Annotated in this window: 24 protein-coding genes; 12 read left to right on the top strand and 12 right to left on the bottom strand. The window is 63.2% G+C overall.

Annotation, left to right across the window (positions count from 1 at the left end):
- The first annotated feature begins 340 nt into the window (after positions 1-340).
- The 6 genes from ACIPW4_RS08330 to ACIPW4_RS08305 all read left to right on the top strand — a co-directional run bounded on the left by ACIPW4_RS08330 (position 341) and on the right by ACIPW4_RS08305 (position 6791).
- Positions 341-1477: a branched-chain amino acid ABC transporter substrate-binding protein gene (locus ACIPW4_RS08330; protein ID WP_400656611.1), complete on the top strand. Its 1137-nt coding sequence runs from the start codon at positions 341-343 to the stop codon at positions 1475-1477.
- 146 nt (positions 1478-1623) lie between these two features.
- On the top strand, positions 1624-2538 hold the full coding sequence (locus ACIPW4_RS08325) for an ABC transporter permease subunit (protein WP_054887845.1): 915 nt from the start codon (positions 1624-1626) through the stop codon (positions 2536-2538).
- A gap of 2 nt (positions 2539-2540) precedes the next feature.
- Complete coding sequence (gene livM, locus ACIPW4_RS08320; protein ID WP_400656609.1) at positions 2541-3842, top strand: high-affinity branched-chain amino acid ABC transporter permease LivM; 1302 nt, start codon at positions 2541-2543, stop codon at positions 3840-3842.
- Positions 3839-4714, top strand: coding sequence for an ATP-binding cassette domain-containing protein (locus ACIPW4_RS08315; protein WP_400656607.1), 876 nt, complete (start codon positions 3839-3841; stop codon positions 4712-4714). The genes livM and ACIPW4_RS08315 overlap by 4 nt, the downstream gene beginning before the upstream one ends.
- On the top strand, positions 4711-5427 hold the full coding sequence (locus ACIPW4_RS08310; protein WP_400656605.1) for an ABC transporter ATP-binding protein: 717 nt from the start codon (positions 4711-4713) through the stop codon (positions 5425-5427). Before ACIPW4_RS08315 ends, ACIPW4_RS08310 begins: the two co-directional genes overlap by 4 nt.
- Before the next feature lie 596 nt (positions 5428-6023).
- A complete protein-coding gene (locus tag ACIPW4_RS08305; RefSeq protein ID WP_400656603.1) occupies positions 6024-6791 on the top strand; it encodes an SDR family oxidoreductase in 768 nt (255 codons plus the stop codon).
- Between the two features lie 148 nt (positions 6792-6939).
- Here the strand turns inward: ACIPW4_RS08305 and ACIPW4_RS08300 are convergent, their stop codons facing one another.
- The 3 genes from ACIPW4_RS08300 to ACIPW4_RS08290 all read right to left on the bottom strand — a co-directional run bounded on the left by ACIPW4_RS08300 (position 6940) and on the right by ACIPW4_RS08290 (position 9246).
- Positions 6940-8037 (bottom strand): AGE family epimerase/isomerase, encoded by a 1098-nt coding sequence (locus ACIPW4_RS08300; RefSeq protein WP_400656602.1) that lies wholly within the window; start codon positions 8035-8037, stop codon positions 6940-6942.
- Between the two features lie 43 nt (positions 8038-8080).
- Entirely contained in the window at positions 8081-8716 is a 636-nt protein-coding gene (locus ACIPW4_RS08295) for a TetR family transcriptional regulator (protein ID WP_400656600.1), read from the bottom strand.
- Between the two features lie 122 nt (positions 8717-8838).
- A complete protein-coding gene (locus tag ACIPW4_RS08290; RefSeq protein ID WP_400656599.1) occupies positions 8839-9246 on the bottom strand; it encodes a phage infection protein in 408 nt (135 codons plus the stop codon).
- 340 nt (positions 9247-9586) lie between these two features.
- On the opposite strand from ACIPW4_RS08290, the gene ACIPW4_RS08285 reads away from it, so the two are divergent.
- A complete protein-coding gene (locus tag ACIPW4_RS08285; protein WP_400656597.1) occupies positions 9587-11653 on the top strand; it encodes an AsmA family protein in 2067 nt (688 codons plus the stop codon).
- Positions 11654-11765: 112 nt separating this feature from the next.
- Here the strand turns inward: ACIPW4_RS08285 and ACIPW4_RS08280 are convergent, their stop codons facing one another.
- A complete protein-coding gene (locus ACIPW4_RS08280) occupies positions 11766-12296 on the bottom strand; it encodes a bacterioferritin (protein WP_085676790.1) in 531 nt (176 codons plus the stop codon).
- A 48-nt stretch (positions 12297-12344) separates the two neighbouring features.
- Positions 12345-12689 carry an osmotically-inducible lipoprotein OsmE gene (gene osmE / locus ACIPW4_RS08275; RefSeq protein ID WP_400656594.1) on the bottom strand — a complete coding sequence of 115 codons (345 nt, stop codon included), beginning with the start codon at positions 12687-12689 and terminating at the stop codon, positions 12345-12347.
- A 124-nt stretch (positions 12690-12813) separates the two neighbouring features.
- Here osmE and ACIPW4_RS08270 point away from each other — a divergent pair, with 124 nt between their 5' ends.
- Positions 12814-13704, top strand: a complete 891-nt coding sequence (locus ACIPW4_RS08270) for an alpha/beta fold hydrolase (RefSeq protein ID WP_400656593.1) — start codon at positions 12814-12816, stop codon at positions 13702-13704.
- Here ACIPW4_RS08270 and ACIPW4_RS08265 read toward each other — a convergent pair.
- Positions 13701-14573 carry a DMT family transporter gene (locus ACIPW4_RS08265; RefSeq protein WP_400656591.1) on the bottom strand — a complete coding sequence of 291 codons (873 nt, stop codon included), beginning with the start codon at positions 14571-14573 and terminating at the stop codon, positions 13701-13703. The two genes, ACIPW4_RS08270 and ACIPW4_RS08265, sit on opposite strands and share 4 nt — an antisense overlap.
- A gap of 139 nt (positions 14574-14712) precedes the next feature.
- Here ACIPW4_RS08265 and ACIPW4_RS08260 point away from each other — a divergent pair, with 139 nt between their 5' ends.
- The gene (locus tag ACIPW4_RS08260; RefSeq protein ID WP_400656589.1) at positions 14713-14997 is read left to right on the top strand and encodes a PsiF family protein; all 285 of its coding nucleotides are present in this window, start codon (positions 14713-14715) and stop codon (positions 14995-14997) included.
- Between the two features lie 58 nt (positions 14998-15055).
- Positions 15056-16063: an AI-2E family transporter gene (locus ACIPW4_RS08255; RefSeq protein WP_054887833.1), complete on the top strand. Its 1008-nt coding sequence runs from the start codon at positions 15056-15058 to the stop codon at positions 16061-16063.
- 121 nt (positions 16064-16184) lie between these two features.
- On the opposite strand, the gene ACIPW4_RS08250 is transcribed toward ACIPW4_RS08255, so the two are convergent.
- Positions 16185-17456, bottom strand: coding sequence for an Hsp70 family protein (locus tag ACIPW4_RS08250; RefSeq protein ID WP_400656588.1), 1272 nt, complete (start codon positions 17454-17456; stop codon positions 16185-16187).
- 163 nt (positions 17457-17619) lie between these two features.
- On the opposite strand from ACIPW4_RS08250, the gene cbpA reads away from it, so the two are divergent.
- Together cbpA and ACIPW4_RS08240 are read left to right on the top strand one after the other, a co-directional pair.
- The gene (cbpA, locus tag ACIPW4_RS08245; RefSeq protein ID WP_400656586.1) at positions 17620-18588 is read left to right on the top strand and encodes a curved DNA-binding protein; all 969 of its coding nucleotides are present in this window, start codon (positions 17620-17622) and stop codon (positions 18586-18588) included.
- A gap of 2 nt (positions 18589-18590) precedes the next feature.
- A complete protein-coding gene (locus ACIPW4_RS08240) occupies positions 18591-18896 on the top strand; it encodes a chaperone modulator CbpM (protein ID WP_400656584.1) in 306 nt (101 codons plus the stop codon).
- Positions 18897-19033: 137 nt separating this feature from the next.
- Here the strand turns inward: ACIPW4_RS08240 and ACIPW4_RS08235 are convergent, their stop codons facing one another.
- From ACIPW4_RS08235 to urtB, 5 genes are read right to left on the bottom strand one after another with little or no spacing between them, the layout of a single operon-like run.
- Positions 19034-19549: a GNAT family N-acetyltransferase gene (locus ACIPW4_RS08235; protein WP_400656582.1), complete on the bottom strand. Its 516-nt coding sequence runs from the start codon at positions 19547-19549 to the stop codon at positions 19034-19036.
- Positions 19550-19580: 31 nt separating this feature from the next.
- Positions 19581-20279, bottom strand: a complete 699-nt coding sequence (gene urtE / locus ACIPW4_RS08230) for an urea ABC transporter ATP-binding subunit UrtE (RefSeq protein ID WP_400656580.1) — start codon at positions 20277-20279, stop codon at positions 19581-19583.
- Between the two features lie 19 nt (positions 20280-20298).
- Positions 20299-21156, bottom strand: a complete 858-nt coding sequence (gene urtD, locus ACIPW4_RS08225; protein ID WP_400656577.1) for an urea ABC transporter ATP-binding protein UrtD — start codon at positions 21154-21156, stop codon at positions 20299-20301.
- Positions 21153-22232, bottom strand: a complete 1080-nt coding sequence (gene urtC, locus ACIPW4_RS08220; RefSeq protein WP_400656575.1) for an urea ABC transporter permease subunit UrtC — start codon at positions 22230-22232, stop codon at positions 21153-21155. The genes urtD and urtC overlap by 4 nt, the downstream gene beginning before the upstream one ends.
- Positions 22232-23761, bottom strand: coding sequence for an urea ABC transporter permease subunit UrtB (gene urtB, locus ACIPW4_RS08215; protein WP_400656574.1), 1530 nt, complete (start codon positions 23759-23761; stop codon positions 22232-22234). The genes urtC and urtB overlap by 1 nt, the downstream gene beginning before the upstream one ends.
- Positions 23762-23845: the final 84 nt, after the last annotated feature.

Genomic DNA, 23845 nt, shown 5'->3' with positions numbered 1-23845 from the left:
TTTCCGTGCACCAGCTAGCCTTGAAACAGTGCTGCCTGTAGCAGTCGCGCACCAGCGGTGTGCACTTCGGTGACGTCAGTTGTTACAGGGCGGTTGCACGTAAACACTTGCCGGGGTTGCAATGATGGCACCAGATGGTTGCTCCTTGTCTGTACGTGTGGTGGCGCCTGTCGCGTGGCAGACGGTTGCACGCTCAGTAAAGGAAAGGCCGTCGGTCGCCTGGGGGCGACCTCTGCAGTGTGTTTTCCCGGAAGACAAAACCGATGGCACGGCCCTTGCTCTGAGCACAGGGCTGAGAAGTTGTAGTGCCACACTAAAAAAACTCTAGGAGCACCACCTCATGTCGCAGACGTTTTACAAGAAAGGTTTCCTGGCTCTGGCCGTAGCTACGGCACTGGGTGTTTCTTCGTATGTTCAGGCCGACGTCAAGATCGGCGTCGCGGGCCCCATGACCGGGGCCAACGCAGCGTTTGGCGAGCAGTACATGAAAGGTGCGCAGGCAGCGGCCGACAAGATCAACGCCGCAGGCGGCGTCAATGGCGAGAAGATCGTCCTGGTGAAAGGCGATGATGCCTGCGAGCCGAAGCAGGCCGTGGCCGTGGCCAACCGCCTGGTCGACCAGGACAAGGTGATCGGTGTGGTCGGTCACTTCTGTTCCTCCAACACCATCCCGGCCTCCGAGGTGTATGACGAAGCCGGTGTGATCGCCATCACCCCGGGCTCCACCAACCCGCAGGTCACAGAGCGCGGCCTTTCCGCCATGTTCCGCATGTGCGGCCGCGACGACCAGCAGGGCATCGTTGCCGGGGACTACATCGTAGACGTGCTCAAGGGCAAGAAGGTCGCGGTGCTGCATGACAAGGACACCTACGGCCAAGGCCTGGCAGATGCGACCAAGGCACAGCTGGAGAAGCGCGGCGTCAAACCGGTGCTGTATGAAGGCCTGACCCGCGGCGAGAAGGACTTCAGCGCCGTGGTCACCAAGATCCGTGCCGCCGGTGCCGACGTGGTCTACTTCGGTGGCCTGCATCCGGAAGCCGGCCCGCTGGTGCGCCAACTGCGCGAGCAGGGCCTGAAAGACGTCAAGTTCATGTCCGATGATGGCATCGTCACCGACGAGCTGGTGTCCACCGCTGGCGGCGCGCAATACGTCAATGGCGTGTACATGACCTTCGGCGCCGACCCGCGCATGCTGCCCGACAGCAAGGCAGTGGTGGAAGAGTTCCGCAAGGCAGGTACCGAACCTGAGGGCTACACCCTCTACGCCTATGCCTCGCTGCAGGCCCTGGCCGCCGCGTTCAACGGCGCCAAGTCGAACAAGGGCGAAGACGCCGCCAAATGGCTCAAGGCCAACCCGGTCAAGACCGTCATGGGCGAGAAGAAGTGGGACCAGAAGGGCGACCTGACCGTCTCCGACTACGTGGTCTACCAGTGGGACAAGGACGGCAAGTACCACCAGCTGGAAAAACAAAAATAATAACGGCCCACGGCCCGGGGCCTTGCTTCGGGCCGCAGTCCCTGCGGTACCTGTCTTTTTTCGGAGATCTGCACGGTTTTGCGCCGCTTGAGGCCGCTTCATCCGTGGCCGGCGTCCGTGCAGTCTCGCTCAGGTGAGATTGCGTTATGGATGGTATTTTCCTGCAGCAACTGGTCAACGGCCTGACCCTCGGGTCGGTCTATGGCCTGATCGCCATCGGCTACACAATGGTCTATGGCATCATCGGCATGATCAACTTCGCGCACGGCGAGGTGTACATGATCTCCGCGTACCTCGCGGCGATCAGCCTGGCATTGCTGGCCTACTTCGGTATCGAGTCGTTCCCCCTGCTGATGCTGGGCACGCTGTTGTTCACCATCGTCGTCACGGGCGTGTATGGCTTCACCATCGAGCGCATCGCCTACAAACCCCTGCGTAACTCCACCCGGCTGGCACCGCTGATCAGTGCCATCGGCATTTCGCTGATCCTGCAGAACTACGCGCAGATCAGCCAGGGCGCCCGCCAGCAAGGCGTGCCGACCCTGCTCGAAGGCGCCATGCGCATCGAGGTCGGCACCGGCTTCGTGCAGCTGACCTACACCAAGATCTTCATCCTGGTGGCGGCTTTCGTCGGCATGGGCCTGCTCACCTACGTGATCAAGTACACCAAGCTCGGCCGCATGTGCCGCGCCACCCAGCAAGACCGCAAGATGGCCTCGATCTTAGGGATCAACACCGACCGGGTCATTTCCTATGTGTTCGTCATCGGTGCAGTGATGGCTGCGCTGGCCGGGGTGCTGATCACCCTGAACTACGGCACCTTCGACTTCTACGCCGGCTTCATCATCGGTATCAAGGCGTTCACCGCTGCGGTGCTTGGCGGCATCGGTTCACTGCCTGGCGCGATGCTTGGCGGGATCATACTGGGGATTTCCGAGTCGCTGTTCTCTGGCCTGATCAACTCTGACTACAAGGATGTGTTCAGCTTCTCGCTGCTGGTGATGATCCTTATCTTCCGCCCACAAGGCCTGCTGGGTCGCCCGCTCGTGGCGAAGGTGTAAACATGTCGATTGCCAAAATTGCCTCTGCCTCCGAAACCAAAGGTTTCGATATCAAACGCAGCCTGCTCGAAACCATCGTCGCCGGCCTGCTGGCGCTCATCGTCTTCGGCCCGATCGTCGGCGTGGTGCTCGACGGCTACACCTTCAATGCCGAACCCCGCCGGGTGGCGTGGCTGGTCGGCGGGGTGATGCTCGGGCGCTTCCTGCTCAGCCTTTACGTGCAGACCGCCGCCGGGCGGCGCATGCTCGAAGGCTTCGACAGCGGTGGCTCGGGTGTGCACGTCAACTCGCCGGACTACAAATCGCGGTTGCGTTACATCATCCCGGCGCTGGTGGTCATTGCCATCATCTTCCCAGTGTTCGCCAACAAGTACCTGCTGACCGTGGTCATCCTCGGCCTGATCTACGTGCTGCTGGGCCTGGGCCTGAACATCGTGGTCGGTCTGGCCGGTTTGCTCGACCTGGGCTACGTGGCGTTCTACGCCATCGGTGCCTATGGCCTGGCGTTGGGTTATCAGTACCTCGGCCTGGGCTTCTGGAGCGTGCTGCCGCTGGCGGCCATCGCTGCTGCGCTGGCGGGGTGCATCCTCGGGTTCCCGGTGCTACGGATGCACGGTGACTACCTGGCGATCGTGACCCTGGGCTTTGGTGAGATCATCCGCCTGGTGCTGAACAACTGGCTGTCCTTCACCGGCGGCCCGAACGGCATGCCGGCACCGTCGCCGACCTTCTTAGGCCTCGAGTTCGGCCGCAGGGCCAAGGACGGCGGTGTACCGATTCACGAATTCCTCGGCATCGACTACAACGCCAACCTCAAGTTCGTGTTCATCTACGCCGTGCTGTTCATGGTGGTGCTGGCGGTGCTGTACATCAAACACCGGCTGACCCGCATGCCCGTCGGCCGCGCCTGGGAAGCGCTGCGCGAAGACGAGATCGCCTGCCGCTCGATGGGCCTCAACCATGTGCTGGTGAAACTTTCGGCCTTCACTCTCGGTGCTTCCACCGCAGGCCTGGCAGGGGTGTTCTTCGCCACTTACCAGGGCTTCGTCAACCCGTCGTCGTTCACCTTCTTCGAGTCTGCGCTGATCCTCGCCATTGTCGTGCTCGGCGGCATGGGCTCGACCGTTGGTGTAGTGATCGCAGCATTCGTGCTGACCGTGGCGCCGGAGCTGCTGCGCAGCTTCTCGGAGTACCGCGTGTTGCTGTTCGGCGTGCTGATGGTGCTGATGATGATCTGGCGACCGCGGGGGCTGATCCGCATCAGCCGTAGCGGTGTGACCCCGCGTAAAGGAGTGGCGCCATGAGCGACGAAATCATTCTCTCGGTCGACAACCTGATGATGCAGTTCGGCGGCATCAAGGCGCTCAGCGACGTCAGTCTGAAGGTCAAGCGCAACCAGATTTTTGCCCTGATCGGCCCCAACGGTGCCGGCAAGACCACCGTGTTCAACTGCCTGACCGGCTTCTACAAGGCCAGTGGCGGGCGCATCGAGCTGAATGTGCGCGGTAGCCATACCAACGTCATACAGCTGCTCGGCGAGCGCTTCCAGGCAGCGGATTTCGTGTCGCCTGCGCGCTTTGCCAGCCGCCTGTACTACAAGATGTTCGGTGGCACCCACCTGGTCAACCGCGCCGGTCTGGCGCGGACCTTCCAGAACATTCGCCTGTTCAGGGAAATGTCGGTGGTGGAGAACCTGCTGGTTGCCCAGCACATGTGGGTCAACCGCAACCTGCTGGCCGGCGTGCTCAACACCAAGGCCTACCGCAAGGCCGAGAGCGATGCCTTGGACCACGCGTTCTACTGGCTGGAGGTGGTCGACCTGGTCGATTGCGCCAACCGCCTGGCCGGTGAACTGTCGTACGGCCAGCAGCGCCGCCTGGAAATCGCCCGGGCCATGTGCACGCGGCCGAAGATCATCTGCCTGGACGAACCGGCCGCGGGCCTCAACCCGCAGGAAACCGAAGCCCTGAGCCGCATGATCCGCGTGCTGCGTGACGAGCACGACATCACTGTGGTGCTGATCGAACACGACATGGGCATGGTCATGAGCATTTCCGACCACATCGTGGTGCTCGACCACGGCAACGTGATTGCCGAAGGCGCGCCGCAGGAAATCCGCCACAACCCGACGGTGATCGCCGCCTACCTGGGTGCCGACGAAGAGGAGCTGGTATGAGTGCACCCATTCTCGAACTGAAGGAACTGGACGTGTTCTACGGGCCGATCCAGGCGCTGAAAAAGGTTTCGATGCACATCAACGAGGGCGAGACGGTGAGCCTGATCGGGGCCAACGGCGCCGGCAAGTCGACCCTGCTGATGTCGATCTTCGGCCAGCCGCGGGCGGCGGCGGGGCATATCGTCTACCGAGGGACCGACATCACCCGCAAGTCGTCGCACTACATCGCCTCCAACGGCATCGCCCAGTCACCGGAAGGGCGCCGGGTGTTCCCTGACATGACTGTCGAGGAGAACCTGATGATGGGTACCATCCCGATCGGCGACAAATACGCCGGCGAAGACATGCAGCGCATGTTCGAACTGTTCCCGCGCCTGAAGGAGCGGCGCAATCAGCGGGCCATGACCATGTCCGGTGGCGAGCAGCAGATGCTCGCCATTGCCCGCGCGCTGATGAGCAGGCCGAAGCTGTTGCTGCTGGACGAGCCATCGCTGGGGCTGGCGCCGATCGTGGTCAAGCAGATCTTCGCGACCCTGCGCGAACTGGCCAGGACCGGCATGACCATCTTTCTGGTGGAGCAGAATGCCAACCATGCGTTGAAGCTGTCGGACCGGGCTTATGTGATGGTCAACGGTGAGATCCGCATGAGTGGCACGGGGCAGGAGCTGCTGGTCAACGAGGAAGTGCGCAACGCCTATCTCGGCGGGCATTGAATTGTGCCTGGGGCTGCATTGCGGCCCCTTTTGCAATGTGGACAACTTGTCGCATATCTTTCTCGAGGTACTCCACAATTCCCTCGCAAGCCCTTGTTTCCACAGGTTGAAACTTTTCCACGATTAGTGTGGAACCGCCTGTGGAAAACATGGTGGCACCTCGCTCTATCCCTTTATTTTCATGGCTTGCAGGGTTCTGTTCATAATTTGATCAGTTGCCCTTTATGCATGATTTCACAGGCATTTTCCAAGCAGCGCAGATCCTGGGCATAAAAGTCGAGGGTCTGTGGATAAGTCTGTGGGAAACCCTTGGACAGACCGCTGCAGGCGGCATACTTGAAAGCGTTGCGCCATCACCGCAAATGTCTCCAGCGACCATCATTCGCTGAAAGGGTTCCGCGCAATGGACAAGTTGCCCCCAATCCGTGGGGAAAGCCTTGTGGATAACATGCGCATAGCTGGCGCAGAGCCCTCTGCCACAAGGGTTTGCCACATATGAACAAAAAATGAACAACGACCCGAACGGCTTGCTGCCGGCGCTCGGCACGGGCATGCTGCAAAGCTGCCGATGACAACCTACCGTGAGGAAACAGAGCATGACGTCCACCGTATTCATCACTGGCGCGACTTCCGGTTTTGGCGAGGCCACTGCCCGGCGCTTCGCCGAGGCCGGCTGGAAGCTTGTACTCACCGGTCGTCGCAAGGAACGCCTGGATGCCCTGTGCGCAGAACTGTCGGCCAAGACCGAAGTGCATGGTCTGGTGGTCGACGTGCGTGATCGCAAGGCCATGGAGCAGGCCATCGCCAACCTGCCGGCCGGCTTCGAGAAAATTCGCGGCCTGGTCAACAATGCCGGCCTGGCGCTGGGTGTGGATGCGGCGCAGAACTGCAGCCTGGACGATTGGGAGACCATGGTCGACACCAACATCAAAGGCCTGATGTACACCACCCGCCTGCTGCTGCCACGGCTGATCGCCCACGGCCGTGGTGCGTCGATCCTCAACGTCGGTTCGGTGGCGGGCAACTACCCGTACCCGGGCAGCAACGTGTATGGCGGCACCAAGGCCTTTGTCGCCCAGTTCTCGCTGAGCCTGCGCTGCGACCTGCGCGGCACTGGGGTGCGGGTGAGCAATATCGAGCCGGGGTTGTGCGAGAGCGAGTTTTCGCTGGTACGCCATGGTGGGGACCAGGCCAAGTACGACGCCACTTACGCGGGCGCCGAGCCGATCCAGCCGCAGGACATCGCCGAGACCATCTTCTGGATTCTTAACCAGCCGGCACACATCAATATCAACAGCCTCGAGCTGATGCCGGTGAGGCAGGACTTCGCCGGGCTCTCGATCGACCGTTCGGTCAAGGGCTGATCGGGGGCCCTTACGCCGACCTGTGGGAGCGGCCTTGTGTCGCGAAAGGGCTGCGAAGCAGCCCCGGGGGTTTCAGCGCTAATGCACAAATTGCTGGGGCTGCTTTGCAGCCCTTTCGCGACACAAGGCCGCTCCTACAGGGGATGTGTCAGGCTAGGCGCTGCAGACCTTCCAGGCAGGTCGCCAGGTGATAGGGCGTAGTCGACGGCATGTCATGCCGGCTCACCGTCCCTTCACCATCGCGGCACTCATACCAGCCACCTGCATGCAGGAACTGTTGTTCCATCGCCTTAAGCTGGACCAGCAGCTTCGCCTCGTTGCCCGAACGCAACACCAGTGCCCGCAAGTATTCCGCCTGTGCCCAGATCCGCTGGGTCGCGTCGAGCACATTGCCTTCTACATCGAGCATCGCCAGCACTGCCGCATTGTTCACCCCGCACAGCTCGGCATAGCCGAAGGCCCGTTCGATTGAAGCATGCAGTGGCGTCCCCCGCAGCAGCGGCGAAGTTTCCAGCAGGTAGAACCATTCGAACTGATGCCCCGGCTCGAACCAGTTATCCACAGCGCCCCGTGGCTTCTCCAGCATCAGCCCATGCTGGGGTTCGATAAAGTGTTCCTGCAGCGCCTCGCACAGTTGCAGCAGCGATTGCTGCACGTGCTCGTCCTCGCGAACCGCCAGCACCTGCAGGAAGGCCTCGGCCAGATGCATCTGCGGGTTCTGCAGCGGGCCGCTGCCGAGGTCGGCCCAGTCTTCGCCCAGGCTGGCTTCATACAGGCCATCATCCCGGGCGAACTGCTCATCTACCACTTCCAGGGCGGCATTGAGGGTGGCTTCCACCAGCCCTTCGCCGACCTTGCCCCAGTAGTGCGCGCAAGCAAACACGATGAAGGCGTGGGTGTAGAGGTCCTTGCGCCGGTCCAGCGGCTTGCCCTGGGCGTCGATGCTGTAGAACCAGCCGCCGTGCTCGGCGTCGTGGAAGTGCTTCTGCAACGAACGAAACAGCGCCGCCGCCCGCTCGGCCGCGCCCGGTTGCTCGATACGGCTGCTGAACAGGTACAGCTGACGGGCGCAGGCCATGGCCCGGTAGCGCTGCACAGGCAACGGACGGTGCTGGGCGTCCAGGGCCTCGTAGGGCAGGGCCATGTCGGCGTTCCAGCCCGGGCCTTGCCACAGCGGCACGATGCGTTCGGCGAAATGCTGGTTGAAGCGGGCCAGTTCGGGCAGGGTGGGGCGGGGGTTGGGCATGTTGGCGCTCGTCGCTTTCGGGCAGGGCGCCATGGTAGCAGAACTAAGGTTGCGGGTTGCCCAGCCCTTGCCAGTGGCGCGCGCCGACGAAGATGAAGCGCAGCTGTTGGGTGATCTTTTCCTGTGCCGTCAGCGCCTGTGGATAACCTGGCTCCGGGCTGTCGATCAATTCCGGCAGGGTGGCGAACACGGTCTTCACTACCAGGTCGGCCATCACCGCCAGCGCGGCGTTGTCCAGATGCTGCCAGCGCTGCATGCGGGCAAGGTCAGTGGCCAGGTCGTCGCTGATGTCCTGGCGCAGGCGGGCGATAGCCTGGCGCACGGCGTGCGAACCGCCGTACTGCTCGCGGGCGAGGAACAGGAACTGGGTGCGATGGGCGGCGACCACGTCGAGGAAGATCCGCACGGAAGCATCGGTGATGCCACCGAGTTCGAATTCGTTTTGCCGCACCAGGCGGATGGTCTGGCGGAACGTGGCGTCGACTTCGGCCACCAGCGCCAGGCCCAGGGCGTCCATGTCGGGGAAGTGGCGATAGAAGCCAGTGGGCACGATGCCTGCCGTCTTGGCCACTTCGCGCAGGCTGATGCCGCCGAATCCGCGGCCGCTCTCCATGAGCAGGCAGGCGGCGTCCAGCAGGGCCTGGCGGGTTTGTAGCTTCTGTTCGGCGCGCGGCAGCATGGGGCATGCTTCTATGACGGTGAGGCTGGGCACTCTAGATAAAAAAACGAAGCCCGGTCAATGGACCGGGCTGGGAGGGGAGCAAGCCGTGTGACAGCGGTTGTTCTTTTCGGCCATGGCGATCAGCTCACGTGGCTGATTTCAACCAGGCGATCCGAGCCACCTTCGGCAACGCGGCCACTGCGTTCGATCAGGCGATCCGAACCACCTTCGGCAACACGGCCACTGCGTTCGATCAGGCGATCCGAACCACCTTCGGCAACACGGCCACTGCGTTCGATCAGGCGATCCGAACCACCTTCGGCAACGCGGCCACTGCGTTCGATCAGGCGATCAGAGCCCCCTTCGGCAACGCGGCCACTGCGTTCGATCAGGCGGTCCGAACCACCTTCGGCTACGGTTTTCAGCGGTTGGGCTATTTCCGCAGCGCTGGAGCGCGATTCGGCGGTCAGATGCTGGTCGGCAGCTGGCAGGGCGAAAGCGTTGGCTGCAAGGATGGACAGGGTCAGGGTCAGCAGGGTGCGTTTCATGGTTCGGTGCTCCTCTCGGGGGCTGGAAAGTGGGTACGAAGCCAATGCTACGCGCGGTGACGCCAGAGAGAAGTTCATACGGGTAATGGTAACAATCGACGGTATTGATAGCGTCTTGTGAAGGCTCTATCTCAACTGTTTGGTCATGGCGTGCGGCTTTTTGCCAGCAATGAATTCTGGTAACACCCGAGTCGAGGCATGAGCCAAGCCCGAGCAGGAAAGCCGAAAAAACTCGCTATCATGGCCCTCTTCGATAAAACCCAGCGGGTTTTCATCAGTCCGAGATATTGAGTGCCATCGTTACGCCCGCTTTGTGCCATGCCGTCAGGAGAATCACGCAATGACGCGTCCCGCCAGAATCCTCGTCTGGACCCTAACCACCTTGTTGACCCTGCTGGCGATCCTGGTCGTGATAATCGCTACGTTCGACTGGAACCGCGTCAAGCCGCTGCTCAATGAAAAGGTGTCCGAGGCCTTGCACCGGCCGTTCGCGATCAATGGCAACCTCGCCGTGCACTGGCGTACCGAGCCGGAAGAAGGCGGCTGGCGCGCCTGGGTGCCGTGGCCGCATTTCATTGCCGAAGATCTGACCTTGGGCAACCCGGAGTGGCTCGAGGAACCGCAGATGGTCGGCCTTGAGCGTGTGGAGTTCCGCCTGGCGCCGCTGCCGCTGATGTTCCAGCAGATCAGCATCCCGCGCATCGACCTGACCAAGCCCACCGCCAGTCTCAAGCGCCTGGCGGATGGTCGCGCCAACTGGACATTCGACTTCGGCCCCAAGGATGAAAACGAGGAACCGTCCAAGTGGCAGCTGGACATCGGCGCCATCGGTTTCGACCAGGGCAACGTCAGCTTCGACGACCAGACCTTGAAAACCAGCATGAAGGTGCAGATAGACCCGCTGGGCAAACCGATCCCCTTCAGTGAGATCGTCGGCAAGGCCAGCGCCGAGAAAGCGGGAGGTGCCCAGGATTATGCGTTCGGGCTCAAGGCCCAAGGCCGCTACAAAGGCCAGCCGGTATCCGGCACCGGCAAGATCGGCGGCTTGCTGGCGTTGCAGGATGCCAGCCAGCCATTCCCGCTGCAGGCAGACCTGCGCATCGCCGATACCCATGTGGTGCTGGCCGGCACCCTGACCGACCCGCGCAACCTCGGTGCGCTGGACCTGCGCCTGCGCCTGTCCGGCGCCAGCCTGGGCAACCTCTACCCGCTGACCGGCGTGACGCTGCCCGACACCCCGGCCTACGCCACGGATGGCCGGCTCAGCGCTAACCTGCATGCCGCTGAAGGCGCCACCTTCAATTATCAGGGCTTCAACGGCAAGATCGGCGACAGCGACATTCATGGCGACCTGACCTTCGTCGCCAGCCAGCCTCGGCCCAGTCTGTCCGGCAACCTGGTGTCCAACCAGCTGTTGTTCAAGGACCTGGCCCCCTTGATCGGCGCTGACTCCAATGCCGAACAGAAAGCCCGCGGCGGCGCCAGCAAGCAGCCGGCCGACAAGGTGCTGCCGGTGGAAGAGTTCCGTACCGAGCGCTGGCGCGCCATGGACGCCGACGTCACCTTTGCCGGCAAGCGCATCGTGCACAGTGAAAAACTGCCCTTCAACGACCTGTCGGCCCACGTGATTCTCGATGACGGCCTGCTACGCCTGGAGCCGCTGCGCTTTGGCGTGGCCGGTGGCAACCTGGCGTCCAACATCCGCCTCGACGGCCGCAATGTACCGCTGCAGGCCCGTGCCCAGGTCACGGCCCGTGGCTTCAAGCTCAAGCAACTGTTCCCGACCTTTGCGCCGATGCAGACCAGCTTCGGCGAGCTCAACGGCGATGCCGACATCAGCGGCCGTGGCAACTCGGTGGCGGCGTTGCTGGGCACGGCCAACGGCAACCTGCGCATGCTGATCAATGACGGTGCCATCAGCCGCAGCTTGATGGAGATTGCCGGGCTGAATGTGGGTAACTACGTGGTAGGCAAGCTGTTCGGCGACGAGGACGTGAAGATCAACTGTGCGGCAGCGGATATCGGCATCAAGGACGGGCTGGCGACCACGCGGTTGTTCATCTTCGATACCGAGAACGCGATCATCTACATCAACGGTACGGCCAACTTTGCCAGTGAGCAGCTGGATATGAAGGTTACCCCGGAGTCCAAGGGGCTGCGTTTGTTCTCGTTGCGCTCGCCGCTGTACGTGCGCGGGCCGTTTGCCAAGCCGAGTGCAGGGGTGCAGGCGGTGCCGCTGGCGTTGCGTGGGGCGGGGATGGTGGCCCTGGGTGTGGTGGCGGGGCCGGCAGCGGGGTTGCTGGCGCTGGTGGCGCCGAGCAGTGGTGATGAACCCAACCAGTGCACGCCGTTGTTGCAGCAGATGAAAGCCGGAAAGGCGCCGGCTGCGGTGAAGAAGCAGAAATAGCAGGGGGCCGCTTCGCGACCCTTTCGCGACGCAAGGCCGCTCCTACAGGGGATCGCGTACTCCTGTAGGAGCGGCCTTGTGTCGCGAAAGGGGCGCAAAGCGCCCCCAGCAATTACAGCCCCTGAAGCAAATCGGACATGTCGTCCGCGTGCTCTTCTTCCTGAGCCAGGATGTCTTCGAAGATGCGCCGGGTAGTTGGATCTTTATCACCAATGTACTGAATGATCTCGCGGTAGCTGTCGATGGCGATCCGTTCCGCCACCAGGTCCTCCAGCACCATCTCCTTCAGCGAACTGCCCGCCACATACTGCGCATGGGAATTCTTGGTCAGGTTGTCCGGATTGAAGTCCGGCTCTCCACCGAGTTGCACGATGCGCTCGGCCAGCTTATCGGCGTGCTCGGCTTCCTGGTTGGCATGCTCGAGGAACTCGCTCGCCGCCACACTGGCCTTGATGCCGCTGGCCATGAAGTAATGGCGTTTGTAGCGCAGCACGCAGACCAGCTCGGTGGCCAGCGACTCGTTGAGTAGCCGCAGGATCTCCTGGCGGTCAGCGTGGTAACCCTCGGTCACTGCACCTTGCTCGACGTGCTGGCGGGCACGCTCGCGCAGGGTTTGCACATCGGTCAGTTCAACGTTGCTCATGATTGTCTCCAAACAGATCAGGACGGGTGGTGAAGGCGAACGGGAGGCTTAAGCGCCCTGGGCGGCTTTGCTGTCCTCTTCTCGTTGTTTGCAGGTCTTGAAACCCTTGGCATCGACGTGGCCAGTGGCATCGAACCGCACGTAGTACGGCTGCTGGTGGCCGTCGCGGTTGAGGATGTAGTCGTTACAGGTGCCGCCGTGTGGCAGGTCGATCGCATTCGATGGGCTGCCGCCGATGGCGATGACCTTCTGCATGGTCATGCCGTTTTCCACCTGCTTGACCAATGGCTCGTCGCGGAATGTGACGTAGTCCACCGGGTTTTCCGGGCGGTTGCTGCTGCAGGCGGCCAGGGCCGCGCTTGCCAGAAGGACTGCCAGGGTCTGCTTGTACATGGTCCCGCTCCTTGCAAAGGGTCTGTTCAGGATTGGAACCGCACGGCGCGTCGGGAGTTCGATTGCGATCGTCACCTAAGCGGCGCTAGTGTTGGCCGATCGTCCACGGCAAGGAGCTCGAGCCATGCAGCAGGATTTGGCCACGCGATACCCGTTGGTGCTGGTACCGGGCATGCTCGGATTCGTTCGGGTGCTGCTCTACCCCTACTGGTTCGGCATCGTGCCTGCGTTGCGTAAGGGCGGCGCGCAGGTGTTCCCGGTGCAGGTCTCGCCGCTGCATTCCAACGAAGTGCGCGGCGAACAGTTACTGGCGATCATCGAAGACATCTGCCAGCGCACGGGGGCGCACAAGGTCAACCTCATCGGCCACAGCCAAGGTGCGCTAAACGCCCGCTATGCAGCAGCCAGGCGCCCGGACCGGGTGGCATCGGTCACTTCGGTGGCCGGGCCCAACCATGGCTCGGAACTGGCCGATCACCTTGAACGCACGGCGCCAGGTGATTCCCCTCAAGGGCGCATCCTCAAGGCCATCCTGCATGGCCTGGCGGTGTTGCTGGTATGGCTGGAAACCGGCTGGCGCCGCGACCCGCTGCCCGTCGACGTGCATGCTTCGCACCAGGCGCTGACCAGCGACGGCGTGGCCCTGTTCAACCAGGCTTATCCACAAGGGCTGCCGGAAACCTGGGGCGGGGAAGGGGCGTACGAGGTGAACGGCGTGCGCTACTATTCCTGGTCCGGCACCTTGCAACCCGGGCTGACCGATCGAGGGCGCAACCGTTTCGACGGCAGCAACCGCTTCTGTCGGCTGTTCGCGCGCAGTTTCGTCAGGGAAAAGGGCCATTGCGACGGCATGGTCGGGCGTTTCAGCTCGCACCTGGGGCAGGTGATCGGCGATGACTTCCCGCTCGACCACCTGGATATCGTCAACCAGTCGCTGGGCGCCGTGGGCAAGGGCGCCGAGCCGCTGCGGCTGTTCACCGAACATGCCGCGCGGCTCAAGGCTGACGGGCTCTAGCGGCGTACCGGTGTGGTCCAGCGCTCGGCGAGGATGACGCCGACCAAGGTCAGCAAACCACCGATCAGATGGTAGCTGGCCAGGCGTTCGTCGAGGACCACGGCGGCGATAACCGCGGTCACCACCGGCAGCAAGTTGAAGAACAGCGTGGTCCGGCTTGGCCCTAGACGGTGCACGGCCTGCATCCACAGCAGTGGGGCGATCATCGAGGCGAGCACGCAGGCGTACAGCACCAGGCCGATGTTGTGGCCGTTCAGGCCGGTCTTGTCCGACAGCAGGAACAACGGCAGCAGCACCAGAATGGCCACCAGCACTTGCAGGTACAGCAGCTGCAACGGCGGCAGGCGCAATTGCCACTTCTTCAGCAGGAAGCTGTACAGCGCGTAGGCCAGGGTGGCCACCAGCATCAACAGGTCGCCGCTGTTCAGGCCTTGCGTCAGGAGGATGCCGGGTTGGCCTGCGGAGACTACTTCGAGCACACCGACGAACGACACCACGGCGCCTGCCAGGGCACCATAGCTCAGGCGCTGGCCCAGCCAGGCGATGGACAGGGCCAGTGACATCAGCGGCATCAGCGAGAGGATGATGCCCATGTTGGTGGCGCTGGTGATGCCGGCGGCAAAGTACGCCAGGCTCTGATAGACCGCCATGCCCAGCACGCCGAGGATGGCCACCTTGCCCAGGTGCGGGCGGATGGCCGCACGGTTGCGCCACACGGCGGGCAGCAGGAACGGGGTGAACAGTGCGCCAGCCAGCAGCCAGCGATAGAAACCGATTTCGGCGGGGAAGATGGCGCCGGCCGACATCTTGGTGACCACGGTATTGCCGGCCCAGATGAGGATGGCGAAAAGGGGGAACGCGTAATTCATGCAGCGAAAGACTCTTTCGTTTGGCGGTAACGCCTTGGCTCGCCATTATGAAGGCCCACGCCCGGGCAGAATGTAAAAAATCTTGTCTACACTCAGGCGCATGTCCGTGCATCGGGCGCGGAGCCGAGGAGACCACTCCATGAAGATGCTGCACGTGCCACTGCTGGCGCTGGCTGTGCTGTTCAGCGCGCAAGGGTTCGCCGCGACCCCTCAGCAGGAGAAAATGAAAACCTGCAACACCGATGCTACCGCCAAGGCCTTGAAAGGCGATGAGCGCAAGGCATTCATGAGCACCTGTCTGAAGAAGGACGTGCCGCAAACTCAGCAGGACAAGATGAAGACCTGCAACGCCGACGCCACCACCAAGGCGCTCAAAGGTGACGAGCGCAAGGCGTTCATGAGCGACTGCCTGAAGAAGAAGTGACCTGCGCCCGGAAGGCTGGCAGACTGCGGGCACTCCCGCTGTCTGCCGTCGAGGCTGTATGACTTTCACCCCCCGTCAGATCACTCTGGCCAGCCTGATCATCGTCATGGCTGGTCTGTTGCTGGCCTTGCCCCTGAAGTTGCTGCCCAGCCTGCTGGCGGGCCTGCTGGTGTTCGAACTGGTCAACATGCTCACCCCGCGCCTGCAGCCACTGATCGCCGGGCAACGTGCGCGCTGGCTGGCGGTGGCGCTGCTGGGGGTGCTGGTGGTCAGCGTCCTGACCCTGCTGATTGCCGGTGCCTTCAGCTTCCTGCTGCACGAAGCCGAGAACCCTGGCGCCTCGCTGGACAAGTTCATGACCTTGGTCGAACGCGCCCGCAGCCAGTTGCCGCCGTTCATCGAAGCCTACCTGCCGGCCAGTGCGGCGGAGTTCAAGGTGGCCATTGGTGACTGGATCAAGAGCCACCTGAGCGACCTGCAACTGGTGGGCAAGGGCATGGCGCACATGTTCGTGACGCTGCTGATCGGCATGATCCTCGGCGCCATCATCGCCCTGCAGCGCATCCCCGACATTTCCCGGCGCAAGCCGCTGGCGGCGGCCCTGTTCGAGCGGTTGAACCTGCTGGTGCAGGCGTTTCGCAACATCGTCTTCGCGCAGATCAAGATTTCGATGCTCAACACCGCATTCACCGGCATTTTCCTCGCCGTGGTGATGCCGTTGTTCGGTGTGCACCTGCCGCTGACCAAGACGCTGATCGTGCTGACCTTCCTGCTCGGGCTGCTGCCGGTGATCGGCAACCTGATGTCCAACACCCTGATCACTATTGTCGGCATGTCGTTGTCGATCTGGGTGGCGGCGGCGGCGCTGGGTTACCTGATCGTGATCCACAAGGTGGAGTACTTCCTCAACGCGAAGATCGTCGGTGGGCAGATCAGTGCCAAGGCCTGGGAACTGTTGCTGGCAATGCTGGTGTTCGAGGCGGCGTTCGGGCTGCCCGGGGTGGTGGCGGGGCCGGTCTATTACGCCTACTTGAAGAGTGAGCTCAAGCGCGCCGAGCTGGTCTGACAGGTTGCTGGGGCCGCTTTGCGGCCCTTTCGCGACACAAGGCCGCTCCTACAAATGAACGCGCTCTCCTGTAGGAGCGGCCTTGCGTCGCGAAAGGGCTGCAAAGCAGCCCCCAAATGGCTCAGGCAGCGCCGTAGCGCTTGCGGGCCTCGATAGCCAACCCGCTACCGATGCTGCCAAAGATGTTGCCTTCCACATGCCGCGCATTCGGCAGCATCGCCGCCACGCTGTTGCGCAGGGCCGGAATGCCGCTCGAACCGCCGGTGAAGAACACCGTGTCGACCTGGCCCGCGCTCACGCCAGCCTTGGCCAGCAACTCGGTCACACTGCCGCGCACGCGCTCCAGCAGCCCTTCGATGGCTTCCTCGAACAGCACCCGCGTCAGGTCCACACCCAGCTCGCGCTCGACACGGCTGAGGTCGACGCGGCGGCTGGTCTGCTCGGTCAACTCGATCTTGCTGGCCTCCACTTCCATCGCCAGCCAGTGCCCGGCGCGCTCTTCGATCAGCTTGAACAGGCGATCGATGCCCAGCGTGTCCTCGATGTCGTAGCGCATGCTGCCCAAGGCCAGTTGCGACTTCTGCGAGTAGAGAGCGTTGATGGTGTGCCAGGTGGCCAGGTTCAGGTGGTAGCTGGTCGGCATCAGTGCGCCGCTTTTCATCCGGCTGCCATAACCGAACAGCGGCATCACGCCCTGCAGGCTCAGCTGCTTGTCGAAGTCGGTACCGCCAATGTGCACACCACCGGTGGCGAGGATGTCGCTCTGGCGCTCGGCCACCAGATGCCGCTCGGGCGACAGGCGGATCAAGGTAAAGTCCGAAGTACCACCGCCGATATCGACGATGAGCACCAGTTCTTCACGGCTGATGCCCGACTCATAGTCGAACGCCGCGGCAATCGGCTCGTACTGGAACGACACCTCCTTGAAGCCGATCTTGCGCGCCACCTCGGCCAGGGTATCCTCGGCCTCCTGGTCGGCAGCCGGGTCTTCGTCGACGAAGAACACCGGGCGGCCCAGCACCACCTGGTCGAATTCACGACCTGCGGCAGCTTCGGCGCGCTTCTTCAGCTCGCCGATGAACATGCCCAGCAGGTCCTTGAACGGCAGGGCGCTGCCCAGCACGCTGGTGTCATGCTTGATCAGCTTGGAGCCCAGCAGGCTTTTCAGCGAGCGCATCAGGCGGCCTTCGTAGCCTTCCAGGTACTCGTGCAGCGCCAGACGGCCATACACCGGGCGGCGCTCCTCGATATTGAAGAACACCACCGACGGCAGGGTGATCTTGCCCTCTTCCAGGGCGATCAGCGACTCAGCGCCGGGGCGGTGCCAGCCGACTGTGGAGTTGGAGGTGCCGAAGTCGATACCCAGAGCACGGGCCGGCGATACGTCAGACATGGGAAAAGGCTTCCGGAGGCAAAACGGCCGCGCAGTTTATGCCAGTTGGCTACAGAATCAAGACCGATCGTCTGCCTTGAGGCAACCCCAAGCGCACCTTGAAAGGCTATGCTTGACCCCTATCTTCAGATGCAACACGAAAATTCACATTGGTGATCCACAGATGGACTTCAAAGACTATTACAAGATACTCGGCGTAGAGCCCACGGCGGATGACAAGGCGATCAAGGCCGCGTACCGCAAGCTGGCGCGCAAGTATCACCCTGACGTCAGCAAGGAGCGCGACGCCGAGGACAAATTCAAAGAGGCCAACGAGGCCTACGAGGTGCTGGGCGACGCGCAGAAACGCGCCGAATTCGACGAGATCCGCAAGTACGGCGGCCAGCATGGCCGGCCGTTCCAGGCCCCACCAGGCTGGCAGAGCCGTGGCGGCGCGGGCGGTGCTGGCGGCGGCTTCGAAGGCGGCGATTTCTCCGATTTCTTCAGCTCGATCTTCGGTGCCCGCAGCGGTAACCCGTTCGGTGGTGGCGGCCGGCAACAACAACGCAGCGCCGGCAGGCGAGGGCAGGACGTGGAACTGGAACTGGCGATCTTCCTGGAAGAAACCCTGAGCAAGGAATCCAAGCAGATCAGCTTCCAGGTACCGCAGACCAACGCGGCCGGCCAGCGCACCGGGTTCACCACCAAGACCCTGAACGTGAAGATTCCGGCCGGGGTCACCGACGGCGAACGCATCCGCCTCAAGGGCCAGGGCGCGCCGGGTGTCGGCGGCGGCGCCAACGGCGACTTGTTCCTGACCGTGCGCATGGCACCGCACCCACTGTTCGATGTCGAAGGTCATGACCTGATCATCACCGTGCCGCTGGCACCGTGGGAGGCTGCGCTGGGCACCAAGGTGGCCGTGCCGACCCTGACCGGCAAGATCAACCTGACCATCCGACCCGACAGCCAGAGCGGCCAGCGCTTGCGCGTACCGGGCATGGGCCTGGCGAACAAGAGCGGCGAGCGCGGCAACCTTTACGCGCAGCTGAAAGTGGTGATGCCGCCGGCGTCTGATGCTGCGACCCGTGAACTGTGGACCCAGCTTTCCGAGAAAGCGGCGTTCGACCCGAGGACACAATGGAGTAAGTGATCATGAGCAGCACCCTGATCGTTCAACTGGACATGCGTACCCTGTGTCAGGAGGCCGATGTCACGGCCGACTGCGTGATCGAAATCGTCGAGCACGGCATTGTCGAACCTTCGGGGCGAACGCCCGAGGACTGGGTGTTCGACGATCAGGCGCCGCTATTGGCCAGGCGCGCGGCGAAGCTGCATCAGGAGCTGGAACTGGAATGGGAAGGGGTGGCGCTGGCGCTGGAGCTGTTGCAAGAGGTGCAGCAGTTGCGCAGTGAGAACAGCATGTTGCGCCAGCGGCTGGGCCGATTCACCCAGATGTAGGCCGCACTCCTGTAGGAGCGGCCTTGTGTCGCGAAAGGGCTGCAAAGCAGCCCCGGCAATCTTGCAGTGGGATAAAAATCTGGGGCTGCTTTGCAGCCCTTTCGCGACACGAGGCCGCTCCTACAAGGGATCGCATTTCAGGTGGGTTGGGCACCCGGGTTCAGCACCAGCTGCATGAAGGTCAGGTCCAGCCAACGGCCAAACTTCACCCCCACCTGTGGCATCTGCCCGGTCACCACGAAGCCAAGACGTTCATGAATGCGCACCGACGCCGCATTGCCGCTTTCAATGGCCGCAACCATCACATGCTTGCCGCACGCACGCGCCCGCTCGATCAACGCCGCCATCAGCACCGGCCCCAGCCCCTTGCCGCGCTGGTCACCGCGGATATACACCGAATGCTCCACGGTCAGCCGAAAACCCTCGAATGGCCGCCAGTCGCCAAACGAGGCATACCCCAGCACACCGCTTTCATCCACCGCCACCAGTATCGGATAACCCTGCTGCGCCCGTGCTTCGAACCATGCCTGGCGGTTACCCAGGTCCACCGGGGTTTCGTTCCAGATCGCCGTGGTGTTGCGCACGGCGTCGTTGTAGATGTCGAGGATGCCCAGCACGTCGGTGGGCAGGGCGTCGCGTATTTCGTAACTCATGACAGCGTCTCGCAGGATCGTTGCTTGCAGATTAAATGGTTACCAGCCCGCGTACACCTTCGGCTTGCATGTTTTCGCCACGCCCGTGCTGGATGATCTCGCCGCGGGCCATGACCAGGTACTGGTCGGCCAGCTCCTCGGCGAAGTCGTAGAACTGCTCTACCAGCAGGATGGCCATGTCACCACGCTCGGCCAGGCGCCGGATCACCGCACCAATCTCCTTGATCACCGAGGGCTGGATACCTTCGGTCGGTTCGTCGAGGATCAGCAACCGCGGGCGGCTTGCCAGGGCGCGGCCGATGGCCAGCTGTTGCTGCTGGCCACCGGACAGGTCGCCGCCACGGCGTTGCTTCATCTGCTCCAGTACCGGGAACAGCTCGTAGATGAACGCGGGCACCTCCCGCGCCTCGCGGGCCGGGAAGCGTGACAGGCCCATCAGCAGGTTTTCCTCGACGGTCAGGCGCGGGAAGATCTCGCGGCCTTGGGGCACGTAGGCGATTCCGGCGTGAACGCGTTGCTGGGGCTTGAGCGTGGTGATCGGCTTGCCTTCCCACTCGACGCTGCCTTCACGGGCTGGCACCAGCCCCATCAGGCAGCGCAGCAGCGTGGTCTTGCCCACACCGTTGCGGCCTAACAGGCAGGTGACCTCGCCGACCTTGGCTTCGAAGGACAGGCCGCGCAGGATGTGGCTGCCGCCGTAGTACTGGTGCAGGGTGTCGATTTTCAGCATGTCTTGTCCTTGATAATGATCAGCGACCCAGGTAAACCTCGACCACCCGCTCATCCGCCTGTACCTGCTCCAGCGACCCTTCTGCCAGCACGCTGCCCTGGTGCAGCACGGTGACATGGTCGGCAATGCTGCCGACAAAACCCATGTCGTGCTCCACCACCATCAGCGAATGCGTACCGGCCAGGCTTTTGAACAGCTCTGCGGTGAACTCGGTCTCGGCATCGGTCATGCCCGCCACCGGTTCGTCGAGCAGCAACAGTTGCGGCTCCTGCACCAGCAGCATGCCGATCTCCAGAAACTGCTTCTGCCCGTGCGACAGCAGGCCCGCCTGGCGCTGAGCCAGTGGCAGCAGGCGCAAAGTGGTGAGCACTTGCTCGATGCGGTGCTGTTGTTCGCCGCTCAGGCGCGTGGCCAGGCTGGCCCACACCGACTTGTCGGTCTTCAGGGCCAGTTCAAGGTTCTCGAACACGGTCAGCGCTTCGAACACCGTGGGCTTCTGGAACTTCCGACCGATCCCTGCCTGGGCGATCTGGTATTCACTCATGCGGGTCAGGTCGAGGGTGTCGCCAAAGAAGGCGCTGCCGGTGTCGGGGCGGGTCTTGCCGGTGATCACGTCCATCATCGTGGTCTTGCCGGCGCCGTTGGGGCCGATGATGCAACGCAATTCGCCGACGCCGATGTACAGGTTCAGCGCGTTGAGGGCCTTGAAGCCGTCGAAGCTGACGCTGATGTCCTCAAGGCTCAGCACCGTGCCGTGGCGGGTGTCGAGGCCGGCCTTGCGGCTTTGGCCCAGGCCAATGGCGTCGCGGCCGGCGCCGAGGGTGTCGAACACAGGTTCGAGCATGAATTCCGGATGTACCGGGGGTACGCCTCTCATGGCTGAGTCCTCTTCTTCAACAGACCGACCACGCCTTTGGGCAGGTACAGGGTGACGAGAATGAACAGCGCGCCGAGGAAGAACAGCCAGAACTCCGGGAAGGCCACGGTGAACCAGCTCTTCATGCCATTGACCAGGCCGGCACCGAGCAGCGGGCCGATCAAGGTGCTGCGCCCACCCAAGGCGACCCACACGGCGGCTTCGATGGAGTTGGTGGGCGACATCTCGCTGGGGTTGATGATGCCCACCTGCGGCACGTACAGCGCCCCGGCCAGGCCGCACAGCACGGCGCTGAGCACCCACACCAGCAGCTTGAAACCGCGTGGGTCGTAGCCGCAGAACATCAAGCGGTTCTCGGCGTCGCGCACGGCGGTGAGCAGGCGGCCGAACTTGCTCCGGGTCAGGCGCCAGCACAGGTACAGGCTGGCCAGCAGCAGGCCGACAGTCAGCAGGAACAGTACGGCCCGGGTGCCTTGCGCGGTAATTTCGAAGCCGACGATGGTGCGGAAGTTGGTAAAGCCGTTATTGCCGCCGAAACCCGTTTCGTTGCGGAAGAACAGCAGCATGCCGGCGAAGGTCAGGGCCTGGGTCATGATCGAGAAGTACACGCCTTTGATCCGCGAGCGGAAGGCGAACCAGCCGAACACCAGCGCCAGTAGCCCGGGCGCCAGCACCGCCAGGCACAGGGCCCAGGCGAAGTATTGGGTGCCGGCCCAGTACCAGGGCAGCTCGGTCCATGAGAGGAAGGTCATGAACCCCGGCAGGCCGTCATCGGCAGCCTGGCGCATCAGGTACATGCCCATGGCGTAACCCCCCAGGGCGAAGAACAGGCCGTGGCCCAGCGACAGCAACCCGGCATAGCCCCAGACCAGGTCCAGCGCCAGGGCGACGATGGCGTAGCAGAGGATCTTGCCGACCAGGGTCAGGGTGTAGGCGGATACCTGCATGGCGTGGTCTGCCGGCAACAGTGAGAGCAACGGCAGGGCGACGAGCAGCAGCACGACGATGGCGCCGATGGCCAGGGTCAGCCTTGGCCCGGCCTTTTGCGTAGCGGTGACAAGCAGTGGCTGGTTCATCAGTCGATTACCCGTCCCTTGAGGGCGAACAGGCCTTGCGGGCGCTTCTGGATGAACAGAATGATCAACGCAAGGATGAGGATCTTGCCGAGCACCGCACCGATCTGTGGCTCCAGCAGCTTGTTGGCGATGCCAAGACCGAAGGCGGCCCAGAGGCTGCCGGCCAGTTGCCCGACACCGCCGAGCACCACCACCAGAAACGAGTCGATGATGTAGCTCTGACCCAGGTCCGGGCCGACGTTGCCGACCTGGCTCAGGGCCACGCCACCAAGCCCGGCGATGCCCGAGCCGAGGCCGAAAGCGAGCATGTCGACGCGCCCGGTGGCGACGCCGCAGCAGGCGGCCATGTTGCGGTTCTGGGTGACTGCGCGCACGTTCAGGCCCAGCCGCGTGCGGTTGAGCAGCAACCAGGTGAACAGCACCACGGCGAGGGCGAAGCCGATGATCACCAGGCGGTTGTACGGCAGCACCAGGTTGGGCAGCAACTGGACGCCGCCGGACAACCAGGCCGGGTTGCCGACTTCGACGTTCTGCGCGCCGAACAGCAGGCGGATGGCCTGGATCAGGATCAGGCTGATGCCCCAGGTCGCCAGCAGGGTTTCCAGTGGGCGCCCGTAGAGGTGGCGGATTACCGTGCGCTCCAGGGCCATGCCGACCCCGGCGCTGACCGCGAAGGCTACCGGTAGGGCGATCAGCGGGTAGAACTCGATGGCGCCCGGGGCGTAGCGCTGCAACAGTACCTGGACCATGTAGGTGCTATAGGCGCCTAGCATGAGCATCTCGCCATGGGCCATGTTGATCACCCCGAGCAGGCCGAAGGTGATCGCCAGGCCCAGTGCGGCCAGCAGCAGGATCGAACCCAGGGACAAACCGCTGAAGGCCTGGCCGAGCAGTTCGCCGACCAGCAACTTGCGCTTGACCTGGGCCAGGCTGGTTTCGGCGGCGGTGCGTACGGCCGCGTCACGCTCGGCGTCGGGTTGCAGCAGGGCTTCGAGGCGGGTGCGGGCCAGCGGGTCGCCGGTTTCGCCGAGCAGGCGCACGGCAGCCAGGCGCACCGCAGGTTCGCTGGCGCCCAGTTGCAGGTTGGCCAGGGCCAGTCCGAGGGCAGCGTGCACAGCGGCGTCCACTTCGATGGCGAAGCGCCGGTCGAGGAAGGCCATCTGCGCAGGTTGTGCGCTCTTCTGCAGCTGTTGGGCGGCTGCCAGGCGCGTCGCGCTGATGTCGCTGAGCAGTTGGTGGCTGGCCAGGGCGTTGTCGATCAGGCCGCGCAGGCGGTTGTTCAGGCGCACCTTGCGCGAGTCATCGGCGGCGATGCGGCCCTGGCGCAGGTTGTTCAGCAGCGGCAGGCGCGCGGCGTCGGGTTGCGCCGCCCAGCTTTCGAGCAGTCGGGCCTGCTCGGCAGGTTTGGCGGCGAGGAAGAATTCGCCCTCGTTGGCCTGGGTTGCCAGAGGGATTAGCAGGAACAGGGTGAGCAGCAGTCTGAGCATGCGGATAATCCTGAAAATCGGCGGTGGATTCTTCGCGGGCATGCCCGCTCCCACAGGTACTGTGCAGGTCTTGAACACTGCATGGCCCCTGTGGGAGCGGGCGAGCCCGCGAATGGGCTGCAGATT

This window comes from Pseudomonas sp. NPDC089996, assembly GCF_044748405.1.
Taxonomy (GTDB): Bacteria; Pseudomonadota; Gammaproteobacteria; order Pseudomonadales; family Pseudomonadaceae; genus Aquipseudomonas.
The sequence above is the reverse complement of the archived record's forward strand: the minus strand, read 5'-3'. Positions and strand labels throughout refer to the sequence as shown.